Below are 24,257 nucleotides of genomic sequence, written 5' to 3' on the forward strand. Positions count from 1 at the left end.
TTGAGGTCGACGGCCGGCGGATGAGGCTGAGCAGCCTCGAAAAGGTGATGTATCCAGTGACCGGCACGACAAAGGCGCAGGTCATCGACTATTACGCCCGGATCGCCCCGGTGCTGCTGCCGCACCTGGCTGATCGCCCGGTCACCCGGATCCGGTATCCGCACGGTGTGGGAGACATGCAGTTCTTCGAGAAGAACGTGCCGGCGGGCACCCCCGACTGGATTCGGCGGGCCGGTCGCGATCCGGTGTTCCCCTTCATCGACGATCTCGCCGGGCTCACGTTCTTCGCCAATCTCAACTCTCTCGAGCTCCACGTGCCCCAATGGCGCTTCCAGGGGGAGGGCCGCGACGCCGTGCCCCTCAACCCCGACCGGCTCGTCATCGACCTCGACCCGGGGCCCGGGACCGGCCTGCGTCAGGTCTCGGTCGTGGCGCTGATCGTCCGGGACCGGCTCGCCGAGATCGGGCTCGCGACGCTGCCGGTGACCAGTGGCAGCAAGGGCATGCAGCTCTACGCCGGACTGCCCGGCGGGGCACACACGAGTGACCAGATCCGAGACACGGTCCACCAGCTGGCCCAGGAGCTGACCAAGCAGCACCCGGAGCTCATCGTCTGGAAGATGGCCAAGGACCTGCGGCCGGGCAGGATCTTCCTGGACTGGAGCCAGAACGTCGCGGCCAAGACGACGATCTGCCCCTACTCCCTGCGCGGTCGCGACGAGCCCACCGTGGCCGCACCGCGCAGCTGGGACGAGGTCGAGGCCGGGATCGAGGGCGCCGAGCTCCGACAGCTTCGGTCGGAGGAGGTCCTGGACCGAGTCGCCGATGTGGGAGACCTCGCCGCCGAGATCGCCGGGCCGTCCCCCTCCGGCTGACCCATCGAAGGGGAGCGGGTGGAGCTCGGGTGGAGCTGGGGCCGGACAGCCGCGAGGGGCCACCTCCACGTGGGAGGTGGCCCCTCGGCTGGCTGACGAACGCCGGTCAGTGGGCCTTGTCGTAGGCCGCCTGGATCTCCGCGGAGATCCGGCCACGGTCGGAGACCTGGTGACCGTTGGCGCGGGCCCACTCACGGACGGCCGCGAGATCGCTGCGCTTCGCCCCGCCTCCGGCGGAGGAACGGCGCCGTCCCCCCCGCGACCCCCCGCTGCGACGGGCGTGGCCGGTCCAGGAGGCCATTCCCTCGCGCAGCTTCTTGGCATTCTTGTCACTGAGGTCGATCTCGTACGAGACCCCGTCGATCGCAAAACTGACGGTTTCGTCGGCGGGACCGCCGTCAACGTCGTCGATGAGGACGACTTCGACTCGCTGAGCCATGTTTCTCCATCTGGTGTCGTGATGGTAATTGGTGCGGCGTGAATGCCCGGCATTCGCGTCGCCAGCCAATTTACACGCAATCAGCATTCCAGCGGAAATGGAGATAACAATTGTGGATGAATCAAGGACGGGAGCGGGTCAGGTATGCTGCTGGCTTTTGTCGCCACTATTGTTCGGAGCTTCTGCCTCACGCTCCGCCTCCCACTTGGCAACCGCAATTCGTTCCCTCCGGTCGCCTTCGAGAATGTTGCGGATGATGACGAAGAAGAGCCAGGTGACGCCCACCGTCGGGAGGAGCGCGAGGACGTAGGGCAGGACCGATTGCATGGGTCCCATGATCCCACGCCTCACCGGATGGCGGCTCGTCGGCGTTGTCAACCGTCACTGTCGCTGCGCCCCTCTACGGTTACGGCATGGCCACCACGTCGACTGCCCGGCAATCATCACGTTTCCGCTGCGCGGAGTGCGGTTGGACCGCGGTCAAGTGGGTCGGCCGCTGCGGTGAGTGCCAGGCCTGGGGGACGGTCGCCGAGGCAGCCGGCGCCTCCGCGCCGCGCACGTCGCCGGGTCAGGTGCTGCGGCCGGCGACACCCATCGGCGAGGTCGACCTGACGAGCGCCGCGGCCCGCCCGACCGGGGTGGCGGAGTTCGACCGGGTGCTCGGCGGCGGCCTCGTGCCCGGCGCCGTCGTTCTGGTGGCGGGGGAGCCCGGCATCGGCAAGTCGACCCTCTTGCTCGACGTGGCCGCGCGGGCGGCGCGCCAGGGCGCCGCCACCCTCTACGTCAGCGGCGAGGAGAGCGCAGCACAGGTGCGGGCCCGCGCTGACCGCATCGACGCGCTCGCCGACTCGCTCTACCTGGCGGCCGAGACCGACCTGGCCACCGTGCTCGGCCACGTCGAGGCGAGCGCCCCTCAGCTCCTCGTCGTCGACTCGGTGCAGACCATCGCGAGCGCCGAGGTCGACGGGCAGGCGGGCAACGTCTCCCAGGTCCGCGAGGTGGCTGCGAGCCTCATCCGGATGGCGAAGGACCGGGGGATCGCGGTGCTCCTCGTCGGCCACGTCACGAAGGACGGGTCCATCGCCGGGCCAAGGGTGCTCGAGCACCTGGTCGACGTCGTCGTCCAGTTCGAGGGTGATCGACACTCGAGGCTGCGACTGGTGCGCGCGGTCAAGAACCGCTACGGCCCGACCGATGAGGTCGGGTGCTTCGACCTCTCGGAGGCGGGGATCATCGGGCTGCCAGACCCGAGCGGGCTCTTCCTGTCCCACCGGGTCACTGCCGTCGCCGGCACGTGCGTCACCGTCACCCTGGAGGGCCGTCGCCCGCTGGTCACGGAGGTCCAGGCGCTCGTCGCACCGTCGACCCTCCCCTCCCCTCGACGCACCTCCAGCGGTCTCGACGCGTCGAGGCTGGCCATGGTGATCGCCGTGCTGGACAAGCGGGCCGGCGCACCGGTGGGCGCCCAGGACATCTTCGCCGCGACCGTCGGGGGAGTGCGCGTCACCGAGCCGGCAGCCGACTTGGCCCTCGTGTGTGCGCTCGCGTCGTCGGTGCTCGACCGACCGCTGCCGGTCGACGCCATCGCCATCGGTGAGGTCGGACTGGCGGGGGAGGTCCGTCGGGCGACGGGCATCGGCCGGCGCCTCGCCGAGGCTGCCCGGCTCGGCTTCCGTCACGCCGTCGTGCCGCAGGGCAGCCGGGCCGACTCCGCGGTCCCCGACGGAATCGACGTCATCGAGGTGAGCAACGTCGCCGAGGCCATCGAGACGATGCGTCGCCTCGCCGTCGCGCAGCCGACGCCCGCATTGGCGCGCGACACCGCCTAGACTGCGGACCACCGACCTCTTCAACCTCGGGACACCTCGGTGTGGTCAGGCGATCCCACCGACATCGACACAGGGGCGGCGAAGGGCCGACCAGCGGCGCCCACCAGCTGAACGGGATGTGATGGACAGGAACGACGACGAGCTGCTGCTTCGCGCGGCCCTCGGCGCGGTCGCTCCCGGCACGGAGCTGCGTGACGGCCTCGAGCGGATCCTCCGGGGTCGCACCGGGGCCCTCATCGTGCTCGGCTACGACCGGGTGGTGGACGCCATCTGCACGGGCGGTTTCCAGCTGGACGTGGAGTTCTCGGCGACCCGGGTCCGCGAGCTGTGCAAGATGGACGGCGCGGTCGTCCTCGACCGTGAGGGCACCCGCATCCTGCGCGCTGCCACCCAGCTCGTCCCCGACTCGAGCATCGACACCTCGGAGTCCGGCACCCGGCACCGCACCGCCGAGCGCGTCGCCAAGCAGACCGGCTTCCCCGTCATCTCGGTGAGCCAGTCGATGGGCGTGGTTGCGCTCTACGTCCGCAACAAGCGGCACGTCGTCGAGGGATCCCCGACGACCCTGTCCCGAGCGGACCAAGCCCTGCAGACCCTGGAGCGCTACAAGGCTCGACTCGACGAGGTGACCGGCACCCTGTCCGCCCTCGAGATCGAGGATCTCGTCACCATCCGCGACGTCACCTCGGTGCTCCAGCGTCTGGAGATGGTCCGGCGCATCTCCGCAGAGATCCAGGACTACGTCGTCGAGCTCGGCACGGATGGCCGGCTGCTCAGCCTCCAGCTGGAGGAGCTCGTCGGCGGCCTCGGCAACGACCGCGAGCTGGTCATCCGTGACTACCTGCCCTCGACCAAGTCCGACCTCACCGCGGACGACGCGCTCGCCAACCTCGAGGCGCTCAACTCGGTCGAGCTGCTCGACCTGTCCGCCGGCGCTCGGGCGGTGGGCTTCTCGATCGTCGGCGACAGCCTCGATGCGCCGGTGAGCCCCCAGGGCTACCGGCTGCTCACCAAGGTGCCGCGCCTGCCGTCCGCCATCGTCGAGCGCCTCGTCAACCACTTCGAGTCGCTCCAGCGACTGCTGGCTGCCGGCATCGAGGACCTCATGCTCGTCGACGGCGTCGGTGAGGGTCGGGCCCGAGCCGTGCGGGAGGGTCTCTCGCGCCTCGCGGAGTCGTCGATTCTCGAGCGGTACGTCTGAGTCAGGGCATGACCGGCGAGGCGACGGACGCGCACGATCACGCTGCGCTGGACCGGATGGCCGTGGAGGCGCTGCGCCGGCGCGTCAACGGCTGGTATGCCCGTGCTGGGCGCGATCTCCCGTGGCGGGCGGCCGACTGCAGTCCGTGGGGCGTCTTCCTGTCCGAGGTGATGGCCCAGCAGACCCCGCTCGCGCGGGTGGAGCCGGTCTGGCGCGAGTGGATGGTGCGCTGGCCGACGCCCGGGGCGCTCGCAGCCGAAGCGCCCGGGGAGGCGGTGCGCGCCTGGGGTCGGCTCGGCTACCCCCGCCGGGCCCTGCGCCTTCACGAGGCGGCCACCGTCATGGTCGAGCGACACGGCGGCCAGGTCCCCGCGACTCACGCCGAGCTGCTCGAGCTTCCCGGAGTCGGGGCCTACACGGCCGCCGCGGTCGCGTGCTTCGCCTTCGACATCCCGGAGGTCGTCATCGACACCAATGTCCGCCGGGTTCTCGCGCGGGCATTGGAGGGCAAGGCCTTCGCGCACCCCACGCTCACCCGGGCCGAGACCGACCTGGCGCGACGCGCGATGCCGGCCCAGCGGCATACGGCACCCTCGGCGCGGGCGGAGGCGAACGTCTGGAACGTCGCCGCGATGGAGCTCGGAGCGCTCGTCTGTGTCGCGCGCAGCCCGCGGTGCGATGTGTGCCCGGTCGCCGACCTCTGCGCCTGGAACCTCGCCGGGCGTCCGGCCCACGAGGGGCCGCCGCGACGTGGACAGGCGTGGCACGGGACGGATCGTCAGGTCCGAGGCGAGATCCTGCATCGGCTCCGGGAGCAGCACCGACCGGTGCCTCTCACAGCGCTCGAGGCGGCGGGTCCCGACCACGCGCAGGTCATCCGGTGCCTGGACTCGCTCGTCGCCGACGGTTTGGTGGAGCCCCTGTCGCGCAAGCGATTTCGGCTTCCCGCCTGAGACGCGCGCAGTCGTCCTAGCTGCGGTCGCGGGCGTAGAGCTCGAGGTGGTCGCACTGGGTGCAGCGGATGGCGTCGACGACCCAGCGCGGCGCCCCGAAGCGGAAGGCGCCCCCGAAGGGACCCCGCTGCAGCGGCCCGGAGATCCACCGGGCGTAGCCCTGGGAGCCCTGCCCGTTGTCCTCGATGAAACCGTCCTCGAACTCCACGCCACCGCACTGTGAGCAGTTGGCCTCGATCCGCGCCATCGGCACGCCTCCTCGGGCTACCCGGTTCTTCACGGTCTGCCGGCTGCGGCGCAGCCGGACCATGGTGCGGTGACGTGGTCGCCTTCGGACTCGTTCGGTGCAGACTCCGGGATCACCGCGCGACCATCATCCACTTGGCCCCGGGGCGCCCCGACGGTAGGGTCGGCGACCATGCTGGCCACGGACCGATGAGAACCTTCCTCCTTCTCGTCAGGGCGGGGTTCCGGCGCCACTCGACCTACCGGCTGGCCCTGCTGGCCGGCATGACGACCAACTCCGTCTTCGGCTTCATCCGCGCCTCGGTCCTCGTTGCAGCCGTCAGCTCCGCCGGCGCCCAGATCGCCGGCTACGACGGTCCCACGGTGCTCGCCTTCGTCTGGTGGGGCCAGGCACTCCTCGGTGTCGTCAACCTCTGGGGGTTCCAGGAGGTCGGCCTCCGGGTGCGCAGCGGCGACATCGCCGTCGACTTCCTCCGACCGGTCCCGCCTCAGCTGGTCTACCTCGCCGAGGATCTCGGCCGGGCGGGCGTCAACGTCATCGGGCGCGGGATTCCCGCCCTGCTGGTCGGCGCGCTCTTCTTCGACCTGGCCCGGCCGCCCGGTCTCGACTCCTGGGTGCTCGGTCTGGTGTCAATCGTCCTCGCGGTGGTCGTCGCCTTCGCCGGCACCTTCATCGTCAACCTGCTGGCCTTCTGGATCGTCGAGGTGCGGGGCATCCGCCTGATGTGGATGATCACGAGCGGTTTCCTCTGTGGTCTCTATGTCCCCGTCCCGTGGTTCCCCGACTGGCTGCGGACCTTCGCCCAGTGGACGCCGTTCCCGGCGATGCTGCAGAACCCTCTCGACATCCTCTCCGGACGTGTCGACGGGAACGCCATCTGGACGACGATCGCGTCCCAGTCCGGTTGGGCCGTGGCCCTGCTCATCGCCGGCCAAGCCGTCCTCCAGCGCGGGCGACGTCGCTTGGAGGTCCAGGGTGGCTGACCGGCCCGACCTGACGCCCTACCGGGCCATCCTCCGGTCCCGGATCCGGGCCCAGATGCAGTACCCCGCCTCGTTCGCCACCGACATCCTCGGCACCTTCGGAGTGGGTCTCACCGAGCTCGCCGAGGTGTGGGTCATCTTCCACAACGTCGACGTCCTCGGGGGCCTCGACTTCACGGCCGCCCTTCTCGTCTTCGCGCTGTCGAACGTCTGCTTCTCACTCGCCGACATGGCCGTCGGGCACCTCGACCAGCTGCCGACCTACATCCGGGCCGGCACGGTCGACGCCTTCTATGTGCGGCCGCTGCCCCTTCTGGCCCAGTTCATGACGAGCGAGATCTCCCTGCGCCGGATCGGGCGGCTCACCGTCGCACTCGTGACGCTCGTCGTCGCGCTGTCGGTCGCGGACATCACCTGGGGGCCCGGCTCGGTCCTGCTCGTCGCGCTCACCCTGGTCAGCGGCACAGCCATCTTCTCGGCGCTCTTCACCACGGCCGGAGGGCTCCAGTTCTTCATCGTCGACGGCGCCGAGTTCACCAACGCGTTCACCTACGGCGGCTCCTACGCCGCCCAGCAGCCGCAGCGCGTCTTCCCCGACCCCTTCCGTATCTTCTGGACGTTCGTCGTGCCGACGGCCTTCATCGCCTACCTGCCGACCGTAACCATCCTCGACCTCCCCGGGGCGTTCCTCGCCCCCACCTGGCTCGCCTGGTGCAGCCCCGTCGCCGCCGGCTTCGCCTGGCTGATGGCGGCGGGCTGCTGGCGGGCCGGCACCCGTCACTACCAAGGAGCAGGCGGATGACGATGCAGCCGCTCGAGCCGGGCCGAGCGTCCAGCCAGGACCCGGCGCCGATCATCGAGACCCGTGACCTCGTGCGTGACTACGGCGGCCGCCGGCGCAGGAGCAGGCACGTCCGCGCTGTCGACCACATGACCTTCGCGGTGCGACCCGGCGAGGCGGTCGGCTACATCGGAGCCAACGGCGCCGGGAAGTCCACCACGATCAAGATGCTGATGGGCATCCTCCGCCCGACGTCCGGGCTGGTCCGCACCTGTGGTCTCGACCCGATGCGCCACCGGGTCGACGTCGCCCGACAGGTCGGAGTCGTGTTCGGCCAGCGTTCCCAGCTCTGGTGGGACCTTCCGCTGCGCGACTCCTTCACCATCCTCGCCGCGATCCACCGGCTCGACCCGGCCCGCGCCCGCGCCCGGACGACGCGACTCGTCGACCAGCTGGAGATGGGTCCCCAGCTCGACACCCCCGTCCGGTCCCTGTCGCTCGGGCAGCGGATGCGCGCCGAGATCGCCGCGGCCCTGCTGCACTCGCCCCGCCTTCTCGTCCTGGACGAGCCAACGATCGGCCTCGACGTCCTGTCCAAGCAGCGTCTGCGCGAGTTCCTCGTCGAGGAGCGTCAGGAGCGCGGCACGACGTTGCTCCTCACGACGCACGACATGGGAGACATCGAGCGACTGTGCAACCGGGTCCTCGTCGTCGACCACGGGCGGCTCGCGTTCGACGGGACTCTCGCGGGTCTCGCCGCGACCGTCGGCGTGGAGCGGCTCATCGTCATCGACCTGGCCGAGCCCACCCCGCCGATCGAGGGGATCCCCGGTGCGCGCCTCGTGGCCTCCGAGTCCGACGGCCTGCGACAGCGGTTCGCCTTCGACGCAGCCCGGACCACAGCAGCCGCGGTTCTCGCCGAGGTGTCGCGACGGGCTCCGGTGCGGGACCTGACCATCGAGGAGCCCGACATCGAGGACGTGGTCCGCCGGATCTACGCAGGCTCCTGAGGCCCGCACACCCGACAACGGGGGTATGCCGCTGAGCTGGCTTGCGCTGGAAGCGAGCTCAGCGGCATACGGGCTATTCGAGGGTCCGCAGCATGCGCGTGTTGCCCAACGTGTTGGGCTTGACCCGCTCGAGGTCGAGGAACTCGGCCACGCCTTCGTCGTAGGAGCGCAGCAGCTCGGCGTAGACCTCCGCGGACACGGCCTGCCCCTCGATGGCCGAGAAGCCGTGCCGGGTGAAGAAGGGCACCTCGAAGGTGAGGCAGAAGAGACGACGGATGCCGAGCTCACGGGCATCCTCGACGAGCGCCTCGAGGATGCGGCCGCCGAGCCCGGTGCCCAGGAGGCCGTCGGCGACGGCGAGGGTGCGGATCTCAGCGAGGTCCTCCCACATGACGTGCAGGGCGCCGCACCCCACGACCTCGCCCTCGCGCTCGGCGACGCGGAACTCCTGCACCGCCTCGTAGTAGGTGACGGCCTCCTTGCTCACGAGCACGCGTCGCTCTGCGAGGGGGGCCACGAGGGCGCGGATGCCGAGGATGTCGGACGTGCGCGCCCGACGGATGACGAGGTCCGGTGATGGGCTGGTCACGAGAGGTTGCCGTCCTCGAACGAGGCGAACAGGCGGCGGGCCTGCTCCCCGAGGACGACGATCGACTGCGCGCCGGCCCAACCGAACGGACCGGCGGCGACGTCGCGGCCGACCTTCGTCGGGTTGAGCCGGTAGAGGCCGGCCGCGAAGGTCAGCATCTGCTCGGCAGACAGGTCGCTGACCCCCACGTCGCTGAAGCTGATCAGGGCCCCCGGAACCGCCTCCGGGCCGGCCAGCCTGGCCTGCACCGCGGCCGCGAGGAGCAGCTGGCCCTGGTGCCTCGACCGACCGAAGTCGCCGTCGCGGAGCGTCTTGCGCTCTCGCGCATAGGCGAGCGCCTGCTTGCCGCTCAGGGTCTGTGGCCCCTTCTTGATGACGATGTGAGCGTGCGAGGCGTCGACCGTCTCCGGGACGACGATGCGGATCCCACCCTGGTGGTCGACGAGCTGGATGAACCCGTCGAAGCCGATCACGGCGTACCCCTCGATGGGCAGGCCCGTCGCGGTGCGCACCGTCCGCAGCTGGGCCTCCGGGCCCCCGAGGGACATGGCCGAGTTGATCTTGCCCTTGCCGCCGGTGCTCAGCGTCACCCAGAGGTCCCTGGCGATACCCATGACGCCACCGCCGCCTGCGCCGTCGGTGCCAATCACCTGGAGGGTGTCGGCCCGCGACCGCTCGAGGTTCTGGCCGCGGCGCGCGTCCGAGCCGACCGCGAGCACCCACCTCGGCCCACCGCCCACGACGGCCTCGTCCACGCCGAGCGAGGGCCACCAGCCGCCGACGAGCTTCCACGTCGGACCCACCGCCAGGCTGACGTCCTTGCCCGCTGTCACCACGGCGATGGGCGTGCCGAACCACGAGCCGAGCGCGGCCTCGGCTCCGGGCGGTACATCGGAGCCACCGGAGCCACCGGAGCCACCGGAGCCACGGGAGGTGCGGCCGGTGAGCGCTTTCGTCGTGTCGGCGTTGGCGGCCTTGCCGAGGTCCGAGCCGGAGTAGAGCCGCTCGATGAGGGCCTGCAGCTGCGCCGGGGCGCCGGCCACCCTGGGGGTCGGCTGCGCGGCCGGCGTTCCGGGCGACCTGCTGGGGGCGGCAGCCGACGAGGTGGACCTCGGCGGCGCCGGCTCACCGGTGCAGGAGGCGAGGAGGGTCGCCGCGACGGCCGTCGCGGCGAGCACGGCGAGGGGCCGTGGGCGGGTGGGTCCGAGGCTCACAGGGCCACCGTAGACGACCTCGGCGGATGCGAGCCGAGGGGCGGGGCAGCCTGAGGCGTGGGACGAGTGGGTTGTCTGGTCGCGTTACGGGGCCGTCCGTTCCGGGTATGACGCCTTGGGGGAAAGGTCAGGGGAGGAACCAGGGGAGACGAAGGGGCCGAGGATCTGTCCTCGGCCCCTTCGTCTGCGTGCTGTCGGCTGCCGCCGCGACGTCAGGCGGTCTCGGTGCCTGACGGTGCGGCCGGTCCCGCGCTGCCCGTGACGTCACGCGATGGGTCGGGCACCGCGACGAACTCGGCGCCGAGGGCCTCGTCGAGGGCAGGTCCCTCCGGCAGCTCCGGCAGGTCGTCGGCCGGCCGGTGATCCGGGTGGGCCATGTCGGAGAAGGTGAACTTCTCGTCCTTGCCCTCGCCCTCGGTGTCGACCCTGACGTACTGGCCCGAGGTGAACTCCGCGTAGAGGATCTTCTCGGACAGCGCATCCTCGATCTCGCGCTGGATGGTGCGACGCAGCGGGCGCGCACCGAGCACGTGGTCGTAGCCCTTCTTGGCGAGCAGGTCCTTGGCCGCCTGGGTGAGGTCGATGCCCATGTCCTTGTCCTTGAGCCGCTTGTCGAGCTTGGCGATCTCGAGGTCGACGATCTGGATGATCTCGTCCCTGGACAGGTGGGGGAAGACGATGGTGTCGTCGACCCGGTTGAGGAACTCCGGCCGGAAGTGCTGCTTGAGCTCGTCGATGACCTTGGCCTTCATCCGCTCGTAGTCCGACCGCGTGTCCGGACCGGCGGAGAAGCCCATGCTCGCCTTCGAGATGTCTCGCGTGCCGAGGTTCGTCGTCATGATGATGACGGTGTTCTTGAAGTCGACCATCCGACCCTGGGAGTCGGTGAGTCGACCGTCCTCGAGCACCTGGAGCAGCGAGTTGAAGATCTCCGGGTGGGCCTTCTCGACCTCGTCGAAGAGCACGACGGAGAACGGCTTGCGGCGGACCTTCTCGGTCAGCTGGCCGCCCTCCTCGTAGCCGACGTAGCCGGGAGGCGACCCGAACAGACGGCTCACCGTGTGCTTCTCGGAGAACTCCGACATGTCGAGCTGGATGAGCGCGTCCTCGCTGCCGAAGAGGAACTCGGCGAGCGTCTTGGCCAGCTCGGTCTTGCCGACACCGGTGGGGCCGGCGAAGATGAACGACCCGCCGGGACGGCGCGGGTCCTTGAGGCCGGCCCGCGTGCGGCGGATGGCCTGGGACAGCGCCTTGACGGCGTCGTTCATGCCGACGATCCGCTTGTGCAGCTCGTCCTCCATGTGGAGCAGCCGGCTCGACTCCTCCTCGGTCAGCTTGAAGACCGGGATGCCGGTGCTCGCCGCGAGGACCTCGGCGATGAGCTCGTCGTCGACCTCGGCCACGACGTCCATGTCGCCGGACTTCCACTGGGCCTCGCGCTCGGCCTTCTCGGCGCGCAGCTTCTTCTCCTCGTCGCGCACGCGCGCGGCGCGCTCGAAGTCCTGCCCGTCGATCGCGGACTCCTTCTCGCGCACGAGGTGGGCGATCCTCTCGTCGAACTCACGCAGGTCCGGCGGCGCGGTCATGCGGCGGATGCGCAGTCGCGCGCCGGCCTCGTCGATGAGGTCGATCGCCTTGTCGGGCAGGAAGCGGTCGTTGATGTAGCGGTCCGCCATGTTGGCCGCCGCGACGAGCGCGCTGTCGGTGATCGTCACGCGGTGGTGCGCCTCGTAACGGTCCCGCAGGCCCTTGAGGATCTCGATCGTGTGGGGGAGCGTCGGCTCCTGCACCTGGATCGGCTGGAACCGCCGCTCGAGGGCCGAGTCCTTCTCGATGTGCTTGCGGTACTCGTCGAGCGTCGTCGCGCCGATCGTCTGGAGCTCACCACGGGCGAGCATCGGCTTGAGGATGCTCGCCGCGTCGATGGCGCCCTCGGCCGCGCCGGCGCCGACGAGGGTGTGGATCTCGTCGATGAAGATGATGATGTCGCCGCGCGTGCGGATCTCCTTGAGGACCTTCTTCAGGCGCTCCTCGAAGTCACCGCGGTAGCGGCTGCCGGCCACGAGCGACCCGAGGTCGAGCGTGTAGAGCTGCTTGTCCTTGAGGGTCTCGGGCACCTCGCCCTTGACGATGTCCTGGGCCAGGCCCTCGACGACGGCCGTCTTGCCGACGCCGGGCTCGCCGATGAGGACCGGGTTGTTCTTGGTGCGGCGGGACAGCACCTGCATGACCCGCTCGATCTCCTTCTCGCGCCCGATGACCGGGTCGAGCTTGCCCTCGCGGGCGGCCTGCGTCAGGTTGCGGCCGAACTGGTCGAGGACGAGGGAGCCGGCAGGCGTGCCCTCTCCGGTCGCCTGGCCGACACCGGCGCCGGTCTTCTCGCCCTGGCCGCCCTGGCCCTGGTAGCCGGAGAGGAGCTGGATGACCTGCTGGCGCACCTTGTTGAGCTCGGCGCCGAGCTTGACGAGGACCTGGGCGGCGACGCCCTCACCCTCGCGGATCAGGCCGAGGAGGATGTGCTCGGTGCCGATGTAGCTGTGGCCGAGCTGCAGCGCCTCACGGAGGGAGTACTCGAGGACCTTCTTCGCGCGCGGCGTGAAGGGAATGTGGCCGGTGGGTGCCTGCTGGCCCTGGCCGATGATCTCCTGGACCTGCGCCCGCACGGCCTCGAGCGAGATGTCGAGGCTCTCGAGAGCCTTGGCGGCCACGCCCTCACCTTCGTGGATCAGACCCAGGAGGATGTGCTCGGTGCCGATGTAGTTGTGGTTGAGCAGGCGTGCTTCCTCCTGCGCCAGGACCACCACCCGTCGGGCCCGATCGGTGAACCGTTCAAACATGTCTACTCCTGCCTGATCGAGATACCTCGATGCTATCCGCGCCCGCTGTCAGCAGGCACCCCGCACAACGCGAGCCCGTGCGTGAGTGTTCCCATCCTGAGCGTGTCCGCCTCAGGTTCCACCTCCTGTTCGCCCTCAGCGGAACGGTGCCCTCGTGCCTCCACCCGTACCCATCTCGCGGCCACGCCGGCTGTGGCCGCTGCCGTCAGGTCGGCCGTACCCAGCGTGCGTGGAGCGCCTTGACCTCGTCCTCCAGCTCGGGGGCCGGCCCGTCGACCGCGAGCCCCGGCACGACGTCACGGATGGACAGCGGACGCACCGGCGGGGCCGGAAGGCCCCAGTCGTCCCGCCACTGCCCTAGCTGGGCCGAGCTCACTGCGTAGACGATGCGCCCCAGGCCGACCCACCCGTGCGCCGCGCTGCACATCGGGCAGTGCTCGCCCGAGGTGTAGACCGTCGCAGCGGCCCGTTCTGCCGGGGCCAGGTGGCTCCCGGCCCAGCGCGCGATGGCGAGCTCAGGGTGCTGGGTCGGGTCGACGGCGATGACGTGGTTGTGGTCCTCGAAGAGCACCTCGCCGCCGGCCCCGACGAGGACGGACCCGAACGGCTCGTCGCCTCGTTCGAGGGCGAGGCGGGCGAGGTCGACCGCGCGTCGCAGGAAGCCCAGGTCCCGCTCGTCGAGGGTCACGGCACCCTCCCGGTCACGATCGCGAAGGTGACGAACGCTCCGCCGTCCGCCTCGAGCATCTGTTGGACGGGCGAGCTCATCCGACCCTTGAGCTCCATCACGGCGCGCTCCCAGAGCAGCCAGTTGGCGCAGCCGTCGACCTGCTCGCGGGCGGTCACCGACGAGAACGCCCGCGAGAACTCCCACTGGCTGCGGAGCCAGCCGGCGGTGTGCCAGGCGGCGGTCTCGGCGCCGACGACCTTGTCGATGTGGTCAGGGATCTCGCCGAGCTCGCGCACCTCGGTGGTCAGGGCCGGTGTGGCGACCCCGAGCTGCCCACCGGGCTTGAGGAACGTGGCGAGGTACGGCGGGTAGTGGTCGCCGGTGCCGAAGTACTCCCACGCGTCGATGCTGACGATCGCATCGAACGAGCGGGCCCCGAACGGCAGCTGCCCCGCATCGACGCGCATCGCGAGCACGCGGTCGTCGACCCCCTCCTTGCGGAACACCTCGCCGGCCTCCGTGGGGTCGACCCAGAGGTCGGCCGCGATGACGCGGACGCCGAACTCCTTGGCGAGGAAGACGGACGTGGCGCCGAGCCCGGACCCGAGGTCGAGGACGCGCATGCCGGGGCGCAGGTCGAGGTCACCGGCGAGGTCCTCGAGCAGCCAGAGCGGGTGCGGCCCCATGTCGAGGTCGACGAGCCAGGTCGCGTCGTACTTGGTCGACCGCGGGTAGGCGTCCTTGACCAGGTGGTCCAGGGCTGGCATGGCAGCTCACTTCCAGGTGATGGTGACCAGATCGTGCCACCATGGGTCGAGCTGGGCGCTCCGGTTCCACAGCTGGAGATAGAGGTCCACCGGGTGTCCCGTGAGGCTGCGGTCGATGGTGCCGTATGCCGCTGGGCTCGCTCCGTCGAGGACGGTGACGTCGACGGGGTGGTCGGGTCCCATCCGGAGCCGCCACGACACGGGGCAGCCGTCCGGGCTGACGACGACGACGGTCTCCTCGGGCGGGTGGATGCCCTGGCTGCGGCGCGGGACGAAGCCATTGAGCAGCTCGTCGATGCCGTCGAGGGCGAGGGCCGGGCCGATCCACGTCTCGGAGCGATGCGGGGCGCGGCCCAGCCGCGCCGCGAGGGCGTCGACGGCGTGGATGGTCGTCTCGTGGCACTGGCGGCGGGTCCAGAAGACCTTGGGGGGTGGGGCGTTCTTGAGGAAGACGAACGCGCGAAGGTCCTCGGGCGCGTCCACGATCGCCTGGAGCAGCGCGGTGGCGCCGTCGTCGAACCAGCCGAGCAGGTCCGGCTGCGAGAGGGCCGCCGCCTCCATCGCCTCGGGGCTGTCGATCTCGGCGCCGGTGACGTGCCCGGCCGCCCACCGATGGGCCATCCCGACGTGGGCGACGAGGCGGGCCACGGTCCAGCCCGGACACGTGGGGACGGGCGCGTCGAGCCCGGCCGCCACGGCGTTGGCGCGCAGCACGGTCGCGGCCTCGCCGAGGGCGGTGCCGAGGTCGTCGAGGGGCAGTCGAGCGTCCATGCGGTGAGTCTGCCGTACGGCGGTAGATTTGCGGCAGCCACCACCGTGACGGACGAAGACCGACGACAGACCGGGAGGTCCCAGTGGACGCCAGCGACGTGCTGCGCAACTCACTCCTTCAGCTCTCCAAGCAGGAGACGATCCGTGATGTCATCCAGAAGGCGCCGGTCTCCCGCTCGGTGGTGAGGCGGTTCGTGCCGGGCGCCGACCACGCGGACGCCGTGCGGGCCGCGGCGGACATGGCGGGCACCGGTCGGATGGCGACCATCGACTACCTCGGCGAGGACACGACGGACCTCACCCGGGCCAAGCAGACGCGAGACGCCTACCTCCAGCTGCTCACCGCCCTGCGCGACGACGGCCTCACCGACAACGGCGCCGTCGAGGTCTCACTCAAGCTGAGCGCTCTCGGGCAGGCCCTGCCCGGTGACGGCAACCGGATCGCCCTCGAGCACGCCCGCGAGATCTGCACCCTGGCCGACCTCGCGGGCACGACGGTGACCCTCGACATGGAGGACCACACGACGACGGACCTCACGCTGGACGCCGTCCGGGAGCTGCGGGCGGACTTCCCGACGGTCGGAGCGGTGCTGCAGTCCTACCTGCATCGGACCGAGGCCGACTGCCGGGACCTGGCGACGGCAGGGTCGCGGGTGCGTCTCTGCAAGGGTGCCTACAAGGAGCCGGAGTCGGTCGCCTTCCAGTCGGGTGCCGACGTCGACAAGTCCTACGTCCGTTGCCTCAAGATCCTCATGCACGGGCAGGGGTACCCGATGGTGGCCACCCACGACCCTCGCCTCATCGAGATCGCGGGTGCGCTGGCCGCGCAGGCCGGCCGGGCGGCCACGTCGTTCGAGTACCAGATGCTCTACGGCATCCGGCCGGACGAGCAACGGCGGATCTCCGACCGCGGCGACCAGATGCGCGTCTACATCCCCTACGGCCAGGAGTGGTACGGCTACCTCATGCGGCGGATGGCCGAGAAGCCGGCGAACGTCATGTTCTTCCTCCGCGGCCTGGCGACGAAAGGCTGAGCCATGGGAACCACTGCGATCTTCGGCGCCGGCGTGATGGGCGAGACCCTCCTGTCGGGCCTGCTGCGATCGGGCCGCGACGTCGGGGACCTCGTCATCACCGAGCGCAACGCCGACCGGGCGGCGTCCCTCGCCCAGAAGTACGACGTGCGGGTGCTGTCGAACGCCGAGGCCGCCGACCTGGCCGACACGTTGGTCCTCGTCGTCAAGCCCCAGGACATGGAGGGCCTGCTCGACGAGATCCGCGACCACGTCCGAGAGGGCAACACGGTCGTCTCGCTCGCGGCCGGGATCACCACGGAGTTCCTCGAGGCCCGGCTGCCGGAGGGATCCTCCGTGGTGCGGGTCATGCCCAACACGCCGGCGCTCGTCGACCAGGGCATGGCCGGGGTCTCGCCGGGGCGGCACTGCACGGAGGAGCACCTCGTCGAGGCAGAGGCGCTCCTGTCGTCCTGCGGCAAGGTGGTGCGTCTCGAGGAGAAGCACCTCGATGCGGTCACGGCGATCTCCGGCAGCGGTCCCGCCTACATCTTCTACGTGGTGGAGGCGATGATCGAGGCCGGCGTGGTGCTGGGGCTCCCCCGGGCGACGTCGACCGAGCTGGTGGTGCAGACGCTGTACGGCGCGGCCACGATGCTCAAGGAGACGCACGAGCACCCCACGGTGCTGCGCGAGCAGGTCAGCTCACCGGGCGGCACTACGGTGGCGGCGCTCCGCCAGCTCGACGACCACAAGGTCCGCGCCGCGTTCGTCAACGCGATGGAGGCCGCGGCGGCGCGGTCCCGGCAGCTGGCCTCCGGGCACGTCTGAGCCGCGCCAGCCGGAACGCCGTCGAGGGTGCGACCCGGGCCGGTGTCGGCCCGGACCGCACCCTCGATGAGTGCGACCCGCTACTTCACTGCGGCGAAGGCGTTGACCTCACCCGCGCCGTAGAAGGAGTTGCGCAGGCCGCCGGAGCAGGTCGCCTGGTAGTGCGCGCCGTTGCCGTTCGGCAGCAGCGGCACCGGGTCGTAGACGCCCTCGGGGCAGGCGAGCGGCGTCGCGGTGCGCTCGAGGTGCCCTGCGAGCGCGCCTGGCGCCAGGCTCGGGTGGGCTGAGATCGCGAGTGCAGCGACGCCGGCGGCGTGCGGACCCGACATCGACGTGCCCTGCTTGTAGCCCCAGCCGTTCGTCTTCGTCCTCGTGTTGAACGTCGTGGACAGGATCGCGTCCTCGATGGTCACGGTCGCGCCGTCGGTCCGAGACCGGGCGTCGCCGCCCGGAGCCGTCACGTCGACGACACCCTGGCCGTAGGACGAGAAGTACGACTTCTCCTGCGTCGGCCCGGTGGAGGCGACGGTGACGACGCCGGGGGCCTCACCGGGGAGCACGAGGCAGGCGGAGTTGACGACGCGGTCCTCGACGGGGGCGCTGCCGTCGTTGGGGCTGCCGTCGTCGTGGTTCTTCTTCTGCAGGTCGTAGTTCGAGTTGCCGGCGGAGGCGACGTTGAGCACTCCCTTGCTCTGGGAGTACCGGATCGCCCGCTGGACGGCCAGCCACACCGGACGCTGCCGCTCGTCGTTGCGGCAGTTCAGCTCCCACGGGTCGATGTAGTAGCTGTTGTTGGTCACCTTCATGCCGTGGTCGGCAGCCCACATGAAGCCGCAGACGGCCGCCTCCGGGAAGATGTAGCCCGCGTCGCTGACGACCTTGACGGAGGCCACCTTGACGCCCGGGGCGACGCCGGCGATCCCGACGCCGTTGATCGCCGCGGCGATGGTCCCGGCGACGTGGGTCCCGTGGTCGGAGGTGGTCGGGTTCCAGGCGGCCTCGCTCGTGTCGGCGACACCGCCGAGGCACGAGGCGCTCTTGTCCTTGGCGATCTGCGTCGCGAGGTCGGGGTGGGTGCTCGAGATGCCGCTGTCGAGGACCCCCACGACCACGCTGTCGGAGCCGGTCGTGACGGCGTGCGCCTCGGGGACGTCGATCTGCGGCATGTCCCACTGGAGGCCCCAGAGGGGCTCGGCGGTCGGGTCGCCGGAGGCGGTGGCCTCGTCGACCGAGATCTCCGCGAGCGTCTCCGACTCCTCCAGCATCGAGCCGAGGCCCTCGGTGGAGGCGACCGAGTCGACACCGCGGCCCTTGACGTCCGTCGAGAAGCTCGGGTTGGTCGAGCGGGCCACGAGGACACCGATCTTCGCGTAGTCCGCGACGACGGTGCCGCCCGCAGCAGCGACGCGCGCCGAGGCTCCTGCGGTCGACGCGCCCTCGGGGGCGAGGACGAGGTAGGTGGTGTCGGCGCCGGTGGGGGCTGCGGTGGCCACGCCTGTCGCGCCGAGGACGGACAGGCTCAGGGCTGCTGCGGCGGCGGCCGCGAGCGTCCGGGTGGGGGTGGGTTTCAACGGTGCTCCTATCGGGAGGCTGGGGTGACTGCATGGCGACCGGTCAGGTCGCGCATGGTCGCGAACCTACTGTCGCGCTGTGACACTCGCCACTCGAACGTCTCGTGGGAGGCTTGATGCATGACTGAGCCTCCCCGGATGCACCTGCACGTCGTGCGCCCCGACGACTGGGAGAGCCACCGGGACATCCGGCTCGAGATGCTGCGGGACGCGCCCGATGCGTTCTGGTTCACCTACGCCGACGAGGCCGTCTATGACGAGGCGGACTGGGTGGAGCGGATCGAGGGTGCCTGGCTCGTGCAGGCGCGGGATGCCGCCGGTGTCGTCGGCAGCGCGGGCCTCGGGTCGCACTGGGAGCCCGGTCGAGCCACGACGGCCACGCTCTTCGGCCTCTACGTCGCCCCGCGTGCTCGTGGCCTCGGCGTGGGGGAGGCCCTGGTCGATGCCGTGGTGCGTGAGGCCAGGCGCCTCGGCAAGAGCGAGGTCGTGCTCGAGGTCGGCAGCCACAACGGCGCGGCCGTGGCGCTCTACGAGCGGTGCGGCTTCGTCAGGACCGGTGCCACGCACCCCCACCCGCGCCGCGAGGACGTCCACGAGATCGAGATGGTCCACCGCCTCTGACCGGACCGACCGGGGTCACCGTGAGTTCACCGACCCTCGCGTGCGGCCGGCGGTCGCACCATGCAAAGGTGGTCTCATGAGCGAGATCACCGTGCGTCCGCTGGGTGAGGACGAGTGGCAGGACTATCGAGCAGTTCGGCTCGAGGCGCTACGCGAATCTCCTGAGGCCTTTGCCGCGACCGTCGAGGAGGAGGAGTCGCTCGACGAGGACTCCTGGCGCACGCGGATGAAGCGCTCGGCCCGGCTCATCGCGGAGCGCGAGGGCACAGCGGTGGGTGTCGTCAGCGTGGGCACCGCAGCGACGGACGACGGGGCCGACGCAGGTGAGCTCTTCGGGCTCTGGGTGAAGCCGGACCTGCGCGGCACCGGCGTGGCCACGAGCCTCGTCAAGAGCGGTGCAGCCCTCGCCCAGCGGCGGGGCCAGAGTCATCTCTACTACTGGGTCGGCACGGAGAACGGCCGCGCGGTGGCCTTCGCCAGCGGGATGGGCTTCCGGCCGACGGACGAGCGGCGGCACATGGGCTTCGCCTCGGAGGAGGACGGCGAGGAGGAGATCGCCATGGTCCTGCCGCTCGGCAAGGACCCCGGCGTCATCGGGGTCTGAGGCGTCAGGGCCGCGCGGCGAAGCGCTCGATGAGCTCGGTCGGCCCGCTGACGATGAGCATGTGGTGGGCCGAGACCTTCGTCTGCGGGACGGCGTAGGTGAAGTCCTCGCCGGGCGCCTTGACGCCGACGACGGTCACGCCGTACTTCCGCCGGATCTGGCTCTGCTCCAGGGTGAAGCCGATGGTCTCCGACGGCGGCTTGATCTTGACGATGGCGAAACCGTCGTCGAACTCGATGTAGTCGAGCATCCGGCCGTTGACCAGGTGCGCCACCCGTCGGCCCGCGTCCGACTCGGGGGAGATGACGTGGTGCACGCCGATCCGGTCGAGGATCCTCTTGTGCTCCTGCGAGAGCGCCTTGGCCCAGATGGAGGGAACACCCGCGTCGACGAGGTTGGCCGAGGCCAGCACGGACGACTCGACCGAGGAGCCGATCCCGACCACGGCGATCTTGGGTTCGGCGGCCCGGATCATGTCGATGGCCGACGACTGGGCCATGTCGGCGTGCACGACCTTGGCGAACTTGTTGACGTACGTCTCGGCCAGGGCGTTGTTGCGCTCCACGGCGATGACGCGGTGGCCGAGCTTGGTCAGCTCCATGGCGACGGCTGAGCCGAAACGTCCGAGGCCGATGACGAGCACGTCGTCCTCGAACAGCTTGTTCCGCGCCATGGGATTCCCTTCGTCCACAGTCCGCGCCCACGGAGGACGCGATAGCGTCTCAATCATGCCAACCCAGGCCCGCATCGTTTGGGACCCCTCGTTCACGAAGTACAACTTCGGTCCGACCCACCCCATGGCGCCCATCCGACTGGACCTGACTGCTCGCCTCTGCGAAGCCCTGGGTCTGTTCGACGCGCCGGGCGTCGAGGTCCGCGGTGCAGAGCCGGCCAGTGACGAGCTCCTCGAGACGGTGCACGACCCCGAGTACGTCGCCGCGGTCAAGGCGGCGTCGGACGACCCGGACCAGGCTGACCCGGGCAGAGGCATCGGCACCGACGACGACCCCGCCTTCGAGGGCATGCACGAGTCGAGTGCGCGCATCGTCACCGGAACGGTGGACTCGGTCCGTGCCGTCTGGGAGGGCGAGGCGAGCCACGCCGTGAACTTCACGGGGGGCCTGCACCACGCGATGCCGGACCGGGCCAGCGGCTTCTGCATCTACAACGACATCGCGGTCGGCATCAGGTGGCTGCTCGACCACGGTGCGGAGCGGGTCGCCTACGTCGATGTGGACGTGCACCATGGCGACGGGGTCGAGCGGATCTTCTGGGACGACCCGCGGGTCCTGACCATCTCCTTGCACGAGACCGGCCGGGCGTTGTTCCCGGGGACCGGGTGGCCGACCGACATCGGGGGTCCGAACGCCGAGGGCACGGCCGTCAACGTGTCACTCCCTCCCGGTCTCTCCGACGCCGGGTGGCTCCGGGCGATCCACGCGACGGTCATGCCGATCGTCCGGTCGTTCAAGCCGGAGATCCTCATCACGCAGCACGGGTGCGACACGCATGCCGAGGACCCGTTGGCGCACTTCGCGATGACGGTGGATGCCCAGCGGTCGGCTGCTGACGCGCTGCACCGCCTGTCCCACGAGGTCTGTGAGGGCAAGTGGGTCGCCCTGGGCGGCGGGGGCTACGAGGTCGTCGGCGTCGTGCCGCGCACGTGGACCCACCTGACCGCGATCGCGGCGCACCGGCCGATCCCGACCGGCACGGAGATCCCGCAGGACTGGCGGGACCACGTCGAGCGGGTGACGGGTCGTCCCGCGCCCTTGCGGATGGGTGATCTGACCACCCAGGACGGGCCCCTGTGGTGGCGCTCCTGGGACCTCGGATACGACCCGGCCAGCGAGGTGGATCGAGCGATCATGGCGACCAGGTCCGCGGTGTTCCCGCACCACGGGCTGGACGTGCACTTCGACTGACACCGACTGCCGACCCATCGAGAGAGCAGTTCGCGACACCGGTTCGTGGCTGCGTCACCTCGTCGGTGACGTGTCGCGATGTGCTCTTTCGATCATCGCGATGTGCTCTTTCGGTGGGGCGGTCGGAAATCCCGATGGACCGGCGCTACCGCGGCTGCCTACCCTTGGTCGCACGGCGTCGACGGGCCTGACGATCCTGAGCCGAGCGTGACCAGAGGCCGACCGCGAGCTCGCGGCGGCGAAGGTGTGGTGGCACAGCGACTCTCCCCATCGCCCACACCTCCGGGGCACCATCCCAGGAGGTGAAGGAATGCCCGTCCGACCAACGACTCCACGGCCGTCCATCGGCAACCCGTCCCGCGTCCTCACGCGTGACCTCGCGACGCTTCCCGACGGAGCCGGCGCCACCCTTGCCGGCTGGGTCCACCGCCGCCGGCCCCTCGCCAGGGTGACGTTCCTCGTCATTCGCGACCGGTCGGGTCTGGCGCAGGTCGTGGTCAGGGACCCCGGAGTCATCGCGGGCCTCGCCGACGTCCCGGAGGAGACCGTCGTCGAGGTCACCGGTCGGGTCCTCCACCACCCTGCTGCCCCGGGAGGTGCCGAGCTCGTCGAGCCGACCATCACGGCCCTCACCGAGCCGGCCGCCCCAGCGCCGGCCGAGCTCTGGCGACCCACCTTCGGCGCGGGACTGCCGACGCAGCTCGACCACGCCGCCGTGACGCTCCGCCATCCCCGGCGCCGAGCCGCCTGGGAGATCGCCAGTGCCTCGATGCGGGGGTTCCGCTCAGCCCTGACCGCCCTGGACTTCACCGAGATCGCGACGCCGAAGATCGTCGGGACGGCGACCGAGTCGGGGGCGAACGTCTTCGGCCTCGACTACTTCGGCCGTCCTGCCTACCTCGCGCAGTCGCCCCAGCTCTACAAGCAGATGCTCGTGGGCGTCTTCGAGCGCGTCTTCGAGGTGGGACCCGTGTTCCGGGCGGAGCCGCACGACACCGTTCGTCACCTCGCCCAGTACACGTCACTCGACGCGGAGCTGGGGTTCGTCCGCGACCACCGTGACGTGCTCGTGGTCCTGCGGGCTGCCCTCGCCGGGATGGTCGAGGCCATCGAGTCGTATGCCGCTGAGGCCGCTTCGCTCCTCGGCGTCGACCTGCCCCGGGTGCCCGAGGAGTTCCCCGTCATCCACTTCACGGACGCGCTCGCCCTGGTGGGCGCCGACCCCGGCGAGCCGGACCTCAGCCCGGCCCACGAGCGCGCCCTCGGTGAGTGGGCCCGTGCGACCCATGGCTCCGACTTCCTTGCGGTGGAGGGATATCCCATGTCCAAGCGGCCGTTCTACACGGCGCCCGAGGGCTACCCCCACGCTGGAGCCCAGCCGCTCTCGGACGCCGAGGGCGTCCGGGGGGCAGAGCCGGCAGCGGGTTCGAACAGCTTCGACCTGCTCTTCCGCGGTCTGGAGCTGACGACCGGAGGGCAGCGCCTGCATCGCCCCGGTGACTACCGCGCGGCCCTCGAGCGGGTGGGCCAGGACCCGGAGGTGCTGCGCGGCTACCTCGCCGCGTTCGAGCACGGCATGCCACCGCACGGAGGGTTCGCCATCGGGCTGGAGCGGTGGGTGGCGCGCGTGGTCGGTGCCGAGAACGTCCGGGAGGTGACGCTCTTCCCGCGGGACGTGCAGCGGCTCTTTCCATGAACCACGCTGTCCCGAAAAGAGATTCGGGGTCCTCGAGACAACCCCGGCCGCCGTGGAGGGGAGGCTGGTGGACTCCGGCGACGCCGGGTGTGTCGTCCCGCGGAGGCCAGCCCAGCGGCATACGGACGATTTTTCGCCGGCAACTGACCGGCGTGTCGTCTTGCGCGAGAGGACCTCGAGCGCTCGGACCCTTCCCCTCCAGTCACATCAGCCCCTAAGGTTGCCTTTTGCACCCGTGTGATGTTTCGCCGGAGGGGAAGCCGGCGACATGCGTGTGTCTGAGAGATCGAGGTATCACATGTCGAATGAGCGTCAGCTCGCCGAGGTGCGGTTCCTGACCGTCGCCGAGGTCGCCTCGATCATGCGCGTGTCGAAGATGACCGTGTATCGACTGGTCCACAGTGGCGAGCTTCCGGCCGTCAGGGTCGGGCGATCCTTCCGGGTCCCGGAGGACGCCGTGCACAAGTACCTGCAGACGTCATACATCGACACCGCGTGACAGATCGACAGAGCAGTCTCTTCCCGTGACACTCGAGGTGACCCGAGCGCGAAGGGGGAGAGACTGCTCTGTCGATCGAGCCGGTGCTTTTGGGGTCGGACCCGCGGACACGCTACGCTTGGCACTCGGCTCGGCTCGAAGAGTCGACTCTCCCGATTGACGGGCGGTCGGCGCAGGTCGGCACCCAGCACCGTCAACGGATCAAGGACAACCATGGGCTCTGTCATCAAGAAGCGCCGGAAGCGGATGGCGAAGAAGAAGCACCGCAAGCTGCTGCGCAAGACGCGTCACCAGCGTCGCAACAAGAAGTGATCTGACAAACGTTCAGGCA

At 70.3% G+C, this 24,257-nt stretch carries 26 protein-coding genes; 15 read left to right on the plus strand and 11 right to left on the minus strand.

Features of this window, described 5'->3' with window-relative positions; all coding sequences use genetic code 11:
- Positions 1-20 precede the first annotated feature (20 nt).
- Entirely contained in the window at positions 21-875 is an 855-nt protein-coding gene (gene ligD / locus ABWV20_RS03175) for a non-homologous end-joining DNA ligase (protein ID WP_502901753.1), read from the plus strand.
- A 106-nt stretch (positions 876-981) separates the two neighbouring features.
- Here the strand turns inward: ligD and ABWV20_RS03180 are convergent, their stop codons facing one another.
- Positions 982-1,314, minus strand: coding sequence for a histone-like nucleoid-structuring protein Lsr2 (locus tag ABWV20_RS03180; protein WP_353353343.1), 333 nt, complete (start codon positions 1,312-1,314; stop codon positions 982-984).
- A 138-nt stretch (positions 1,315-1,452) separates the two neighbouring features.
- The gene (locus ABWV20_RS03185; protein WP_353353344.1) at positions 1,453-1,641 is read right to left on the minus strand and encodes a hypothetical protein; all 189 of its coding nucleotides are present in this window, start codon (positions 1,639-1,641) and stop codon (positions 1,453-1,455) included.
- An 86-nt stretch (positions 1,642-1,727) separates the two neighbouring features.
- Here ABWV20_RS03185 and radA point away from each other — a divergent pair, with 86 nt between their 5' ends.
- The 3 genes from radA (at position 1,728) to ABWV20_RS03200 (ending at position 5,297) form a co-directional block, all read left to right on the plus strand.
- The gene (gene radA, locus ABWV20_RS03190) at positions 1,728-3,143 is read left to right on the plus strand and encodes a DNA repair protein RadA (RefSeq protein WP_353353345.1); all 1,416 of its coding nucleotides are present in this window, start codon (positions 1,728-1,730) and stop codon (positions 3,141-3,143) included.
- Between the two features lie 121 nt (positions 3,144-3,264).
- A complete protein-coding gene (disA, locus tag ABWV20_RS03195; RefSeq protein WP_353353347.1) occupies positions 3,265-4,344 on the plus strand; it encodes a DNA integrity scanning diadenylate cyclase DisA in 1,080 nt (359 codons plus the stop codon).
- 56 nt (positions 4,345-4,400) lie between these two features.
- Entirely contained in the window at positions 4,401-5,297 is an 897-nt protein-coding gene (locus tag ABWV20_RS03200) for an iron-sulfur binding domain-containing protein (protein ID WP_353353545.1), read from the plus strand.
- A gap of 16 nt (positions 5,298-5,313) precedes the next feature.
- On the opposite strand, the gene ABWV20_RS03205 is transcribed toward ABWV20_RS03200, so the two are convergent.
- Positions 5,314-5,544, minus strand: coding sequence for a hypothetical protein (locus ABWV20_RS03205; protein ID WP_353353348.1), 231 nt, complete (start codon positions 5,542-5,544; stop codon positions 5,314-5,316).
- Between the two features lie 188 nt (positions 5,545-5,732).
- On the opposite strand from ABWV20_RS03205, the gene ABWV20_RS03210 reads away from it, so the two are divergent.
- The 3 genes from ABWV20_RS03210 to ABWV20_RS03220 are packed head-to-tail and all read left to right on the plus strand — an operon-like array spanning position 5,733 to position 8,318.
- Positions 5,733-6,527, plus strand: coding sequence for an ABC transporter permease (locus tag ABWV20_RS03210; protein WP_353353349.1), 795 nt, complete (start codon positions 5,733-5,735; stop codon positions 6,525-6,527).
- Positions 6,520-7,329: an ABC transporter permease gene (locus tag ABWV20_RS03215; protein ID WP_353353350.1), complete on the plus strand. Its 810-nt coding sequence runs from the start codon at positions 6,520-6,522 to the stop codon at positions 7,327-7,329. The genes ABWV20_RS03210 and ABWV20_RS03215 overlap by 8 nt, the downstream gene beginning before the upstream one ends.
- Entirely contained in the window at positions 7,326-8,318 is a 993-nt protein-coding gene (locus ABWV20_RS03220) for an ABC transporter ATP-binding protein (RefSeq protein WP_353353351.1), read from the plus strand. The genes ABWV20_RS03215 and ABWV20_RS03220 overlap by 4 nt, the downstream gene beginning before the upstream one ends.
- Positions 8,319-8,391: 73 nt before the next feature.
- On the opposite strand, the gene ABWV20_RS03225 is transcribed toward ABWV20_RS03220, so the two are convergent.
- The 6 genes from ABWV20_RS03225 to ABWV20_RS03250 all read right to left on the minus strand — a co-directional run bounded on the left by ABWV20_RS03225 (position 8,392) and on the right by ABWV20_RS03250 (position 15,166).
- A complete protein-coding gene (locus ABWV20_RS03225) occupies positions 8,392-8,907 on the minus strand; it encodes an amino-acid N-acetyltransferase (RefSeq protein WP_353353352.1) in 516 nt (171 codons plus the stop codon).
- The gene (locus ABWV20_RS03230; RefSeq protein WP_353353353.1) at positions 8,904-10,121 is read right to left on the minus strand and encodes an LCP family protein; all 1,218 of its coding nucleotides are present in this window, start codon (positions 10,119-10,121) and stop codon (positions 8,904-8,906) included. The genes ABWV20_RS03225 and ABWV20_RS03230 overlap by 4 nt, the downstream gene beginning before the upstream one ends.
- Positions 10,122-10,333: 212 nt before the next feature.
- Positions 10,334-12,958 (minus strand): ATP-dependent Clp protease ATP-binding subunit, encoded by a 2,625-nt coding sequence (locus tag ABWV20_RS03235; protein ID WP_353353354.1) that lies wholly within the window; start codon positions 12,956-12,958, stop codon positions 10,334-10,336.
- Positions 12,959-13,163: 205 nt separating this feature from the next.
- Positions 13,164-13,646: a nucleoside deaminase gene (locus ABWV20_RS03240; protein WP_353353355.1), complete on the minus strand. Its 483-nt coding sequence runs from the start codon at positions 13,644-13,646 to the stop codon at positions 13,164-13,166.
- On the minus strand, positions 13,643-14,395 hold the full coding sequence (locus tag ABWV20_RS03245; protein ID WP_353353356.1) for an SAM-dependent methyltransferase: 753 nt from the start codon (positions 14,393-14,395) through the stop codon (positions 13,643-13,645). The genes ABWV20_RS03240 and ABWV20_RS03245 overlap by 4 nt, the downstream gene beginning before the upstream one ends.
- 6 nt (positions 14,396-14,401) lie before the next feature.
- Entirely contained in the window at positions 14,402-15,166 is a 765-nt protein-coding gene (locus tag ABWV20_RS03250; RefSeq protein ID WP_353353357.1) for a maleylpyruvate isomerase family mycothiol-dependent enzyme, read from the minus strand.
- 83 nt (positions 15,167-15,249) lie between these two features.
- Here ABWV20_RS03250 and ABWV20_RS03255 point away from each other — a divergent pair, with 83 nt between their 5' ends.
- Together ABWV20_RS03255 and proC are read left to right on the plus strand one after the other, a co-directional pair.
- Entirely contained in the window at positions 15,250-16,200 is a 951-nt protein-coding gene (locus ABWV20_RS03255) for a proline dehydrogenase family protein (protein WP_353353358.1), read from the plus strand.
- A 3-nt stretch (positions 16,201-16,203) separates the two neighbouring features.
- Positions 16,204-17,010: a pyrroline-5-carboxylate reductase gene (gene proC / locus ABWV20_RS03260; RefSeq protein WP_353353359.1), complete on the plus strand. Its 807-nt coding sequence runs from the start codon at positions 16,204-16,206 to the stop codon at positions 17,008-17,010.
- A gap of 80 nt (positions 17,011-17,090) precedes the next feature.
- On the opposite strand, the gene ABWV20_RS03265 is transcribed toward proC, so the two are convergent.
- Entirely contained in the window at positions 17,091-18,581 is a 1,491-nt protein-coding gene (locus tag ABWV20_RS03265; protein ID WP_353353360.1) for a S8 family peptidase, read from the minus strand.
- 120 nt (positions 18,582-18,701) lie between these two features.
- Between ABWV20_RS03265 and ABWV20_RS03270 the strand changes: the two genes are divergently transcribed.
- Positions 18,702-19,202: a GNAT family N-acetyltransferase gene (locus ABWV20_RS03270; protein WP_353353361.1), complete on the plus strand. Its 501-nt coding sequence runs from the start codon at positions 18,702-18,704 to the stop codon at positions 19,200-19,202.
- A 76-nt stretch (positions 19,203-19,278) separates the two neighbouring features.
- Entirely contained in the window at positions 19,279-19,806 is a 528-nt protein-coding gene (locus tag ABWV20_RS03275) for a GNAT family N-acetyltransferase (RefSeq protein ID WP_353353363.1), read from the plus strand.
- 4 nt (positions 19,807-19,810) lie between these two features.
- Here ABWV20_RS03275 and ABWV20_RS03280 read toward each other — a convergent pair whose 3' ends face one another.
- Positions 19,811-20,479, minus strand: a complete 669-nt coding sequence (locus ABWV20_RS03280) for a potassium channel family protein (RefSeq protein ID WP_353353364.1) — start codon at positions 20,477-20,479, stop codon at positions 19,811-19,813.
- Positions 20,480-20,534: 55 nt separating this feature from the next.
- Between ABWV20_RS03280 and ABWV20_RS03285 the strand changes: the two genes are divergently transcribed.
- The 4 genes from ABWV20_RS03285 to ABWV20_RS03300 all read left to right on the plus strand — a co-directional run bounded on the left by ABWV20_RS03285 (position 20,535) and on the right by ABWV20_RS03300 (position 24,238).
- Positions 20,535-21,731, plus strand: a complete 1,197-nt coding sequence (locus tag ABWV20_RS03285) for an acetoin utilization protein AcuC (protein WP_353353365.1) — start codon at positions 20,535-20,537, stop codon at positions 21,729-21,731.
- A 310-nt stretch (positions 21,732-22,041) separates the two neighbouring features.
- Complete coding sequence (gene aspS / locus ABWV20_RS03290; RefSeq protein WP_353353367.1) at positions 22,042-23,427, plus strand: aspartate--tRNA(Asn) ligase; 1,386 nt, start codon at positions 22,042-22,044, stop codon at positions 23,425-23,427.
- Positions 23,428-23,725: 298 nt separating this feature from the next.
- The gene (locus ABWV20_RS03295; RefSeq protein WP_353353368.1) at positions 23,726-23,926 is read left to right on the plus strand and encodes a helix-turn-helix domain-containing protein; all 201 of its coding nucleotides are present in this window, start codon (positions 23,726-23,728) and stop codon (positions 23,924-23,926) included.
- 213 nt (positions 23,927-24,139) lie between these two features.
- Positions 24,140-24,238 (plus strand): 30S ribosomal protein bS22, encoded by a 99-nt coding sequence (locus tag ABWV20_RS03300; RefSeq protein WP_003792170.1) that lies wholly within the window; start codon positions 24,140-24,142, stop codon positions 24,236-24,238.
- Positions 24,239-24,257 lie beyond the last annotated feature (19 nt).

Origin of the sequence: Intrasporangium sp. DVR (genome assembly GCF_040365325.1) — a bacterium.
Classification (GTDB): domain Bacteria; phylum Actinomycetota; class Actinomycetes; order Actinomycetales; family Dermatophilaceae; genus Intrasporangium.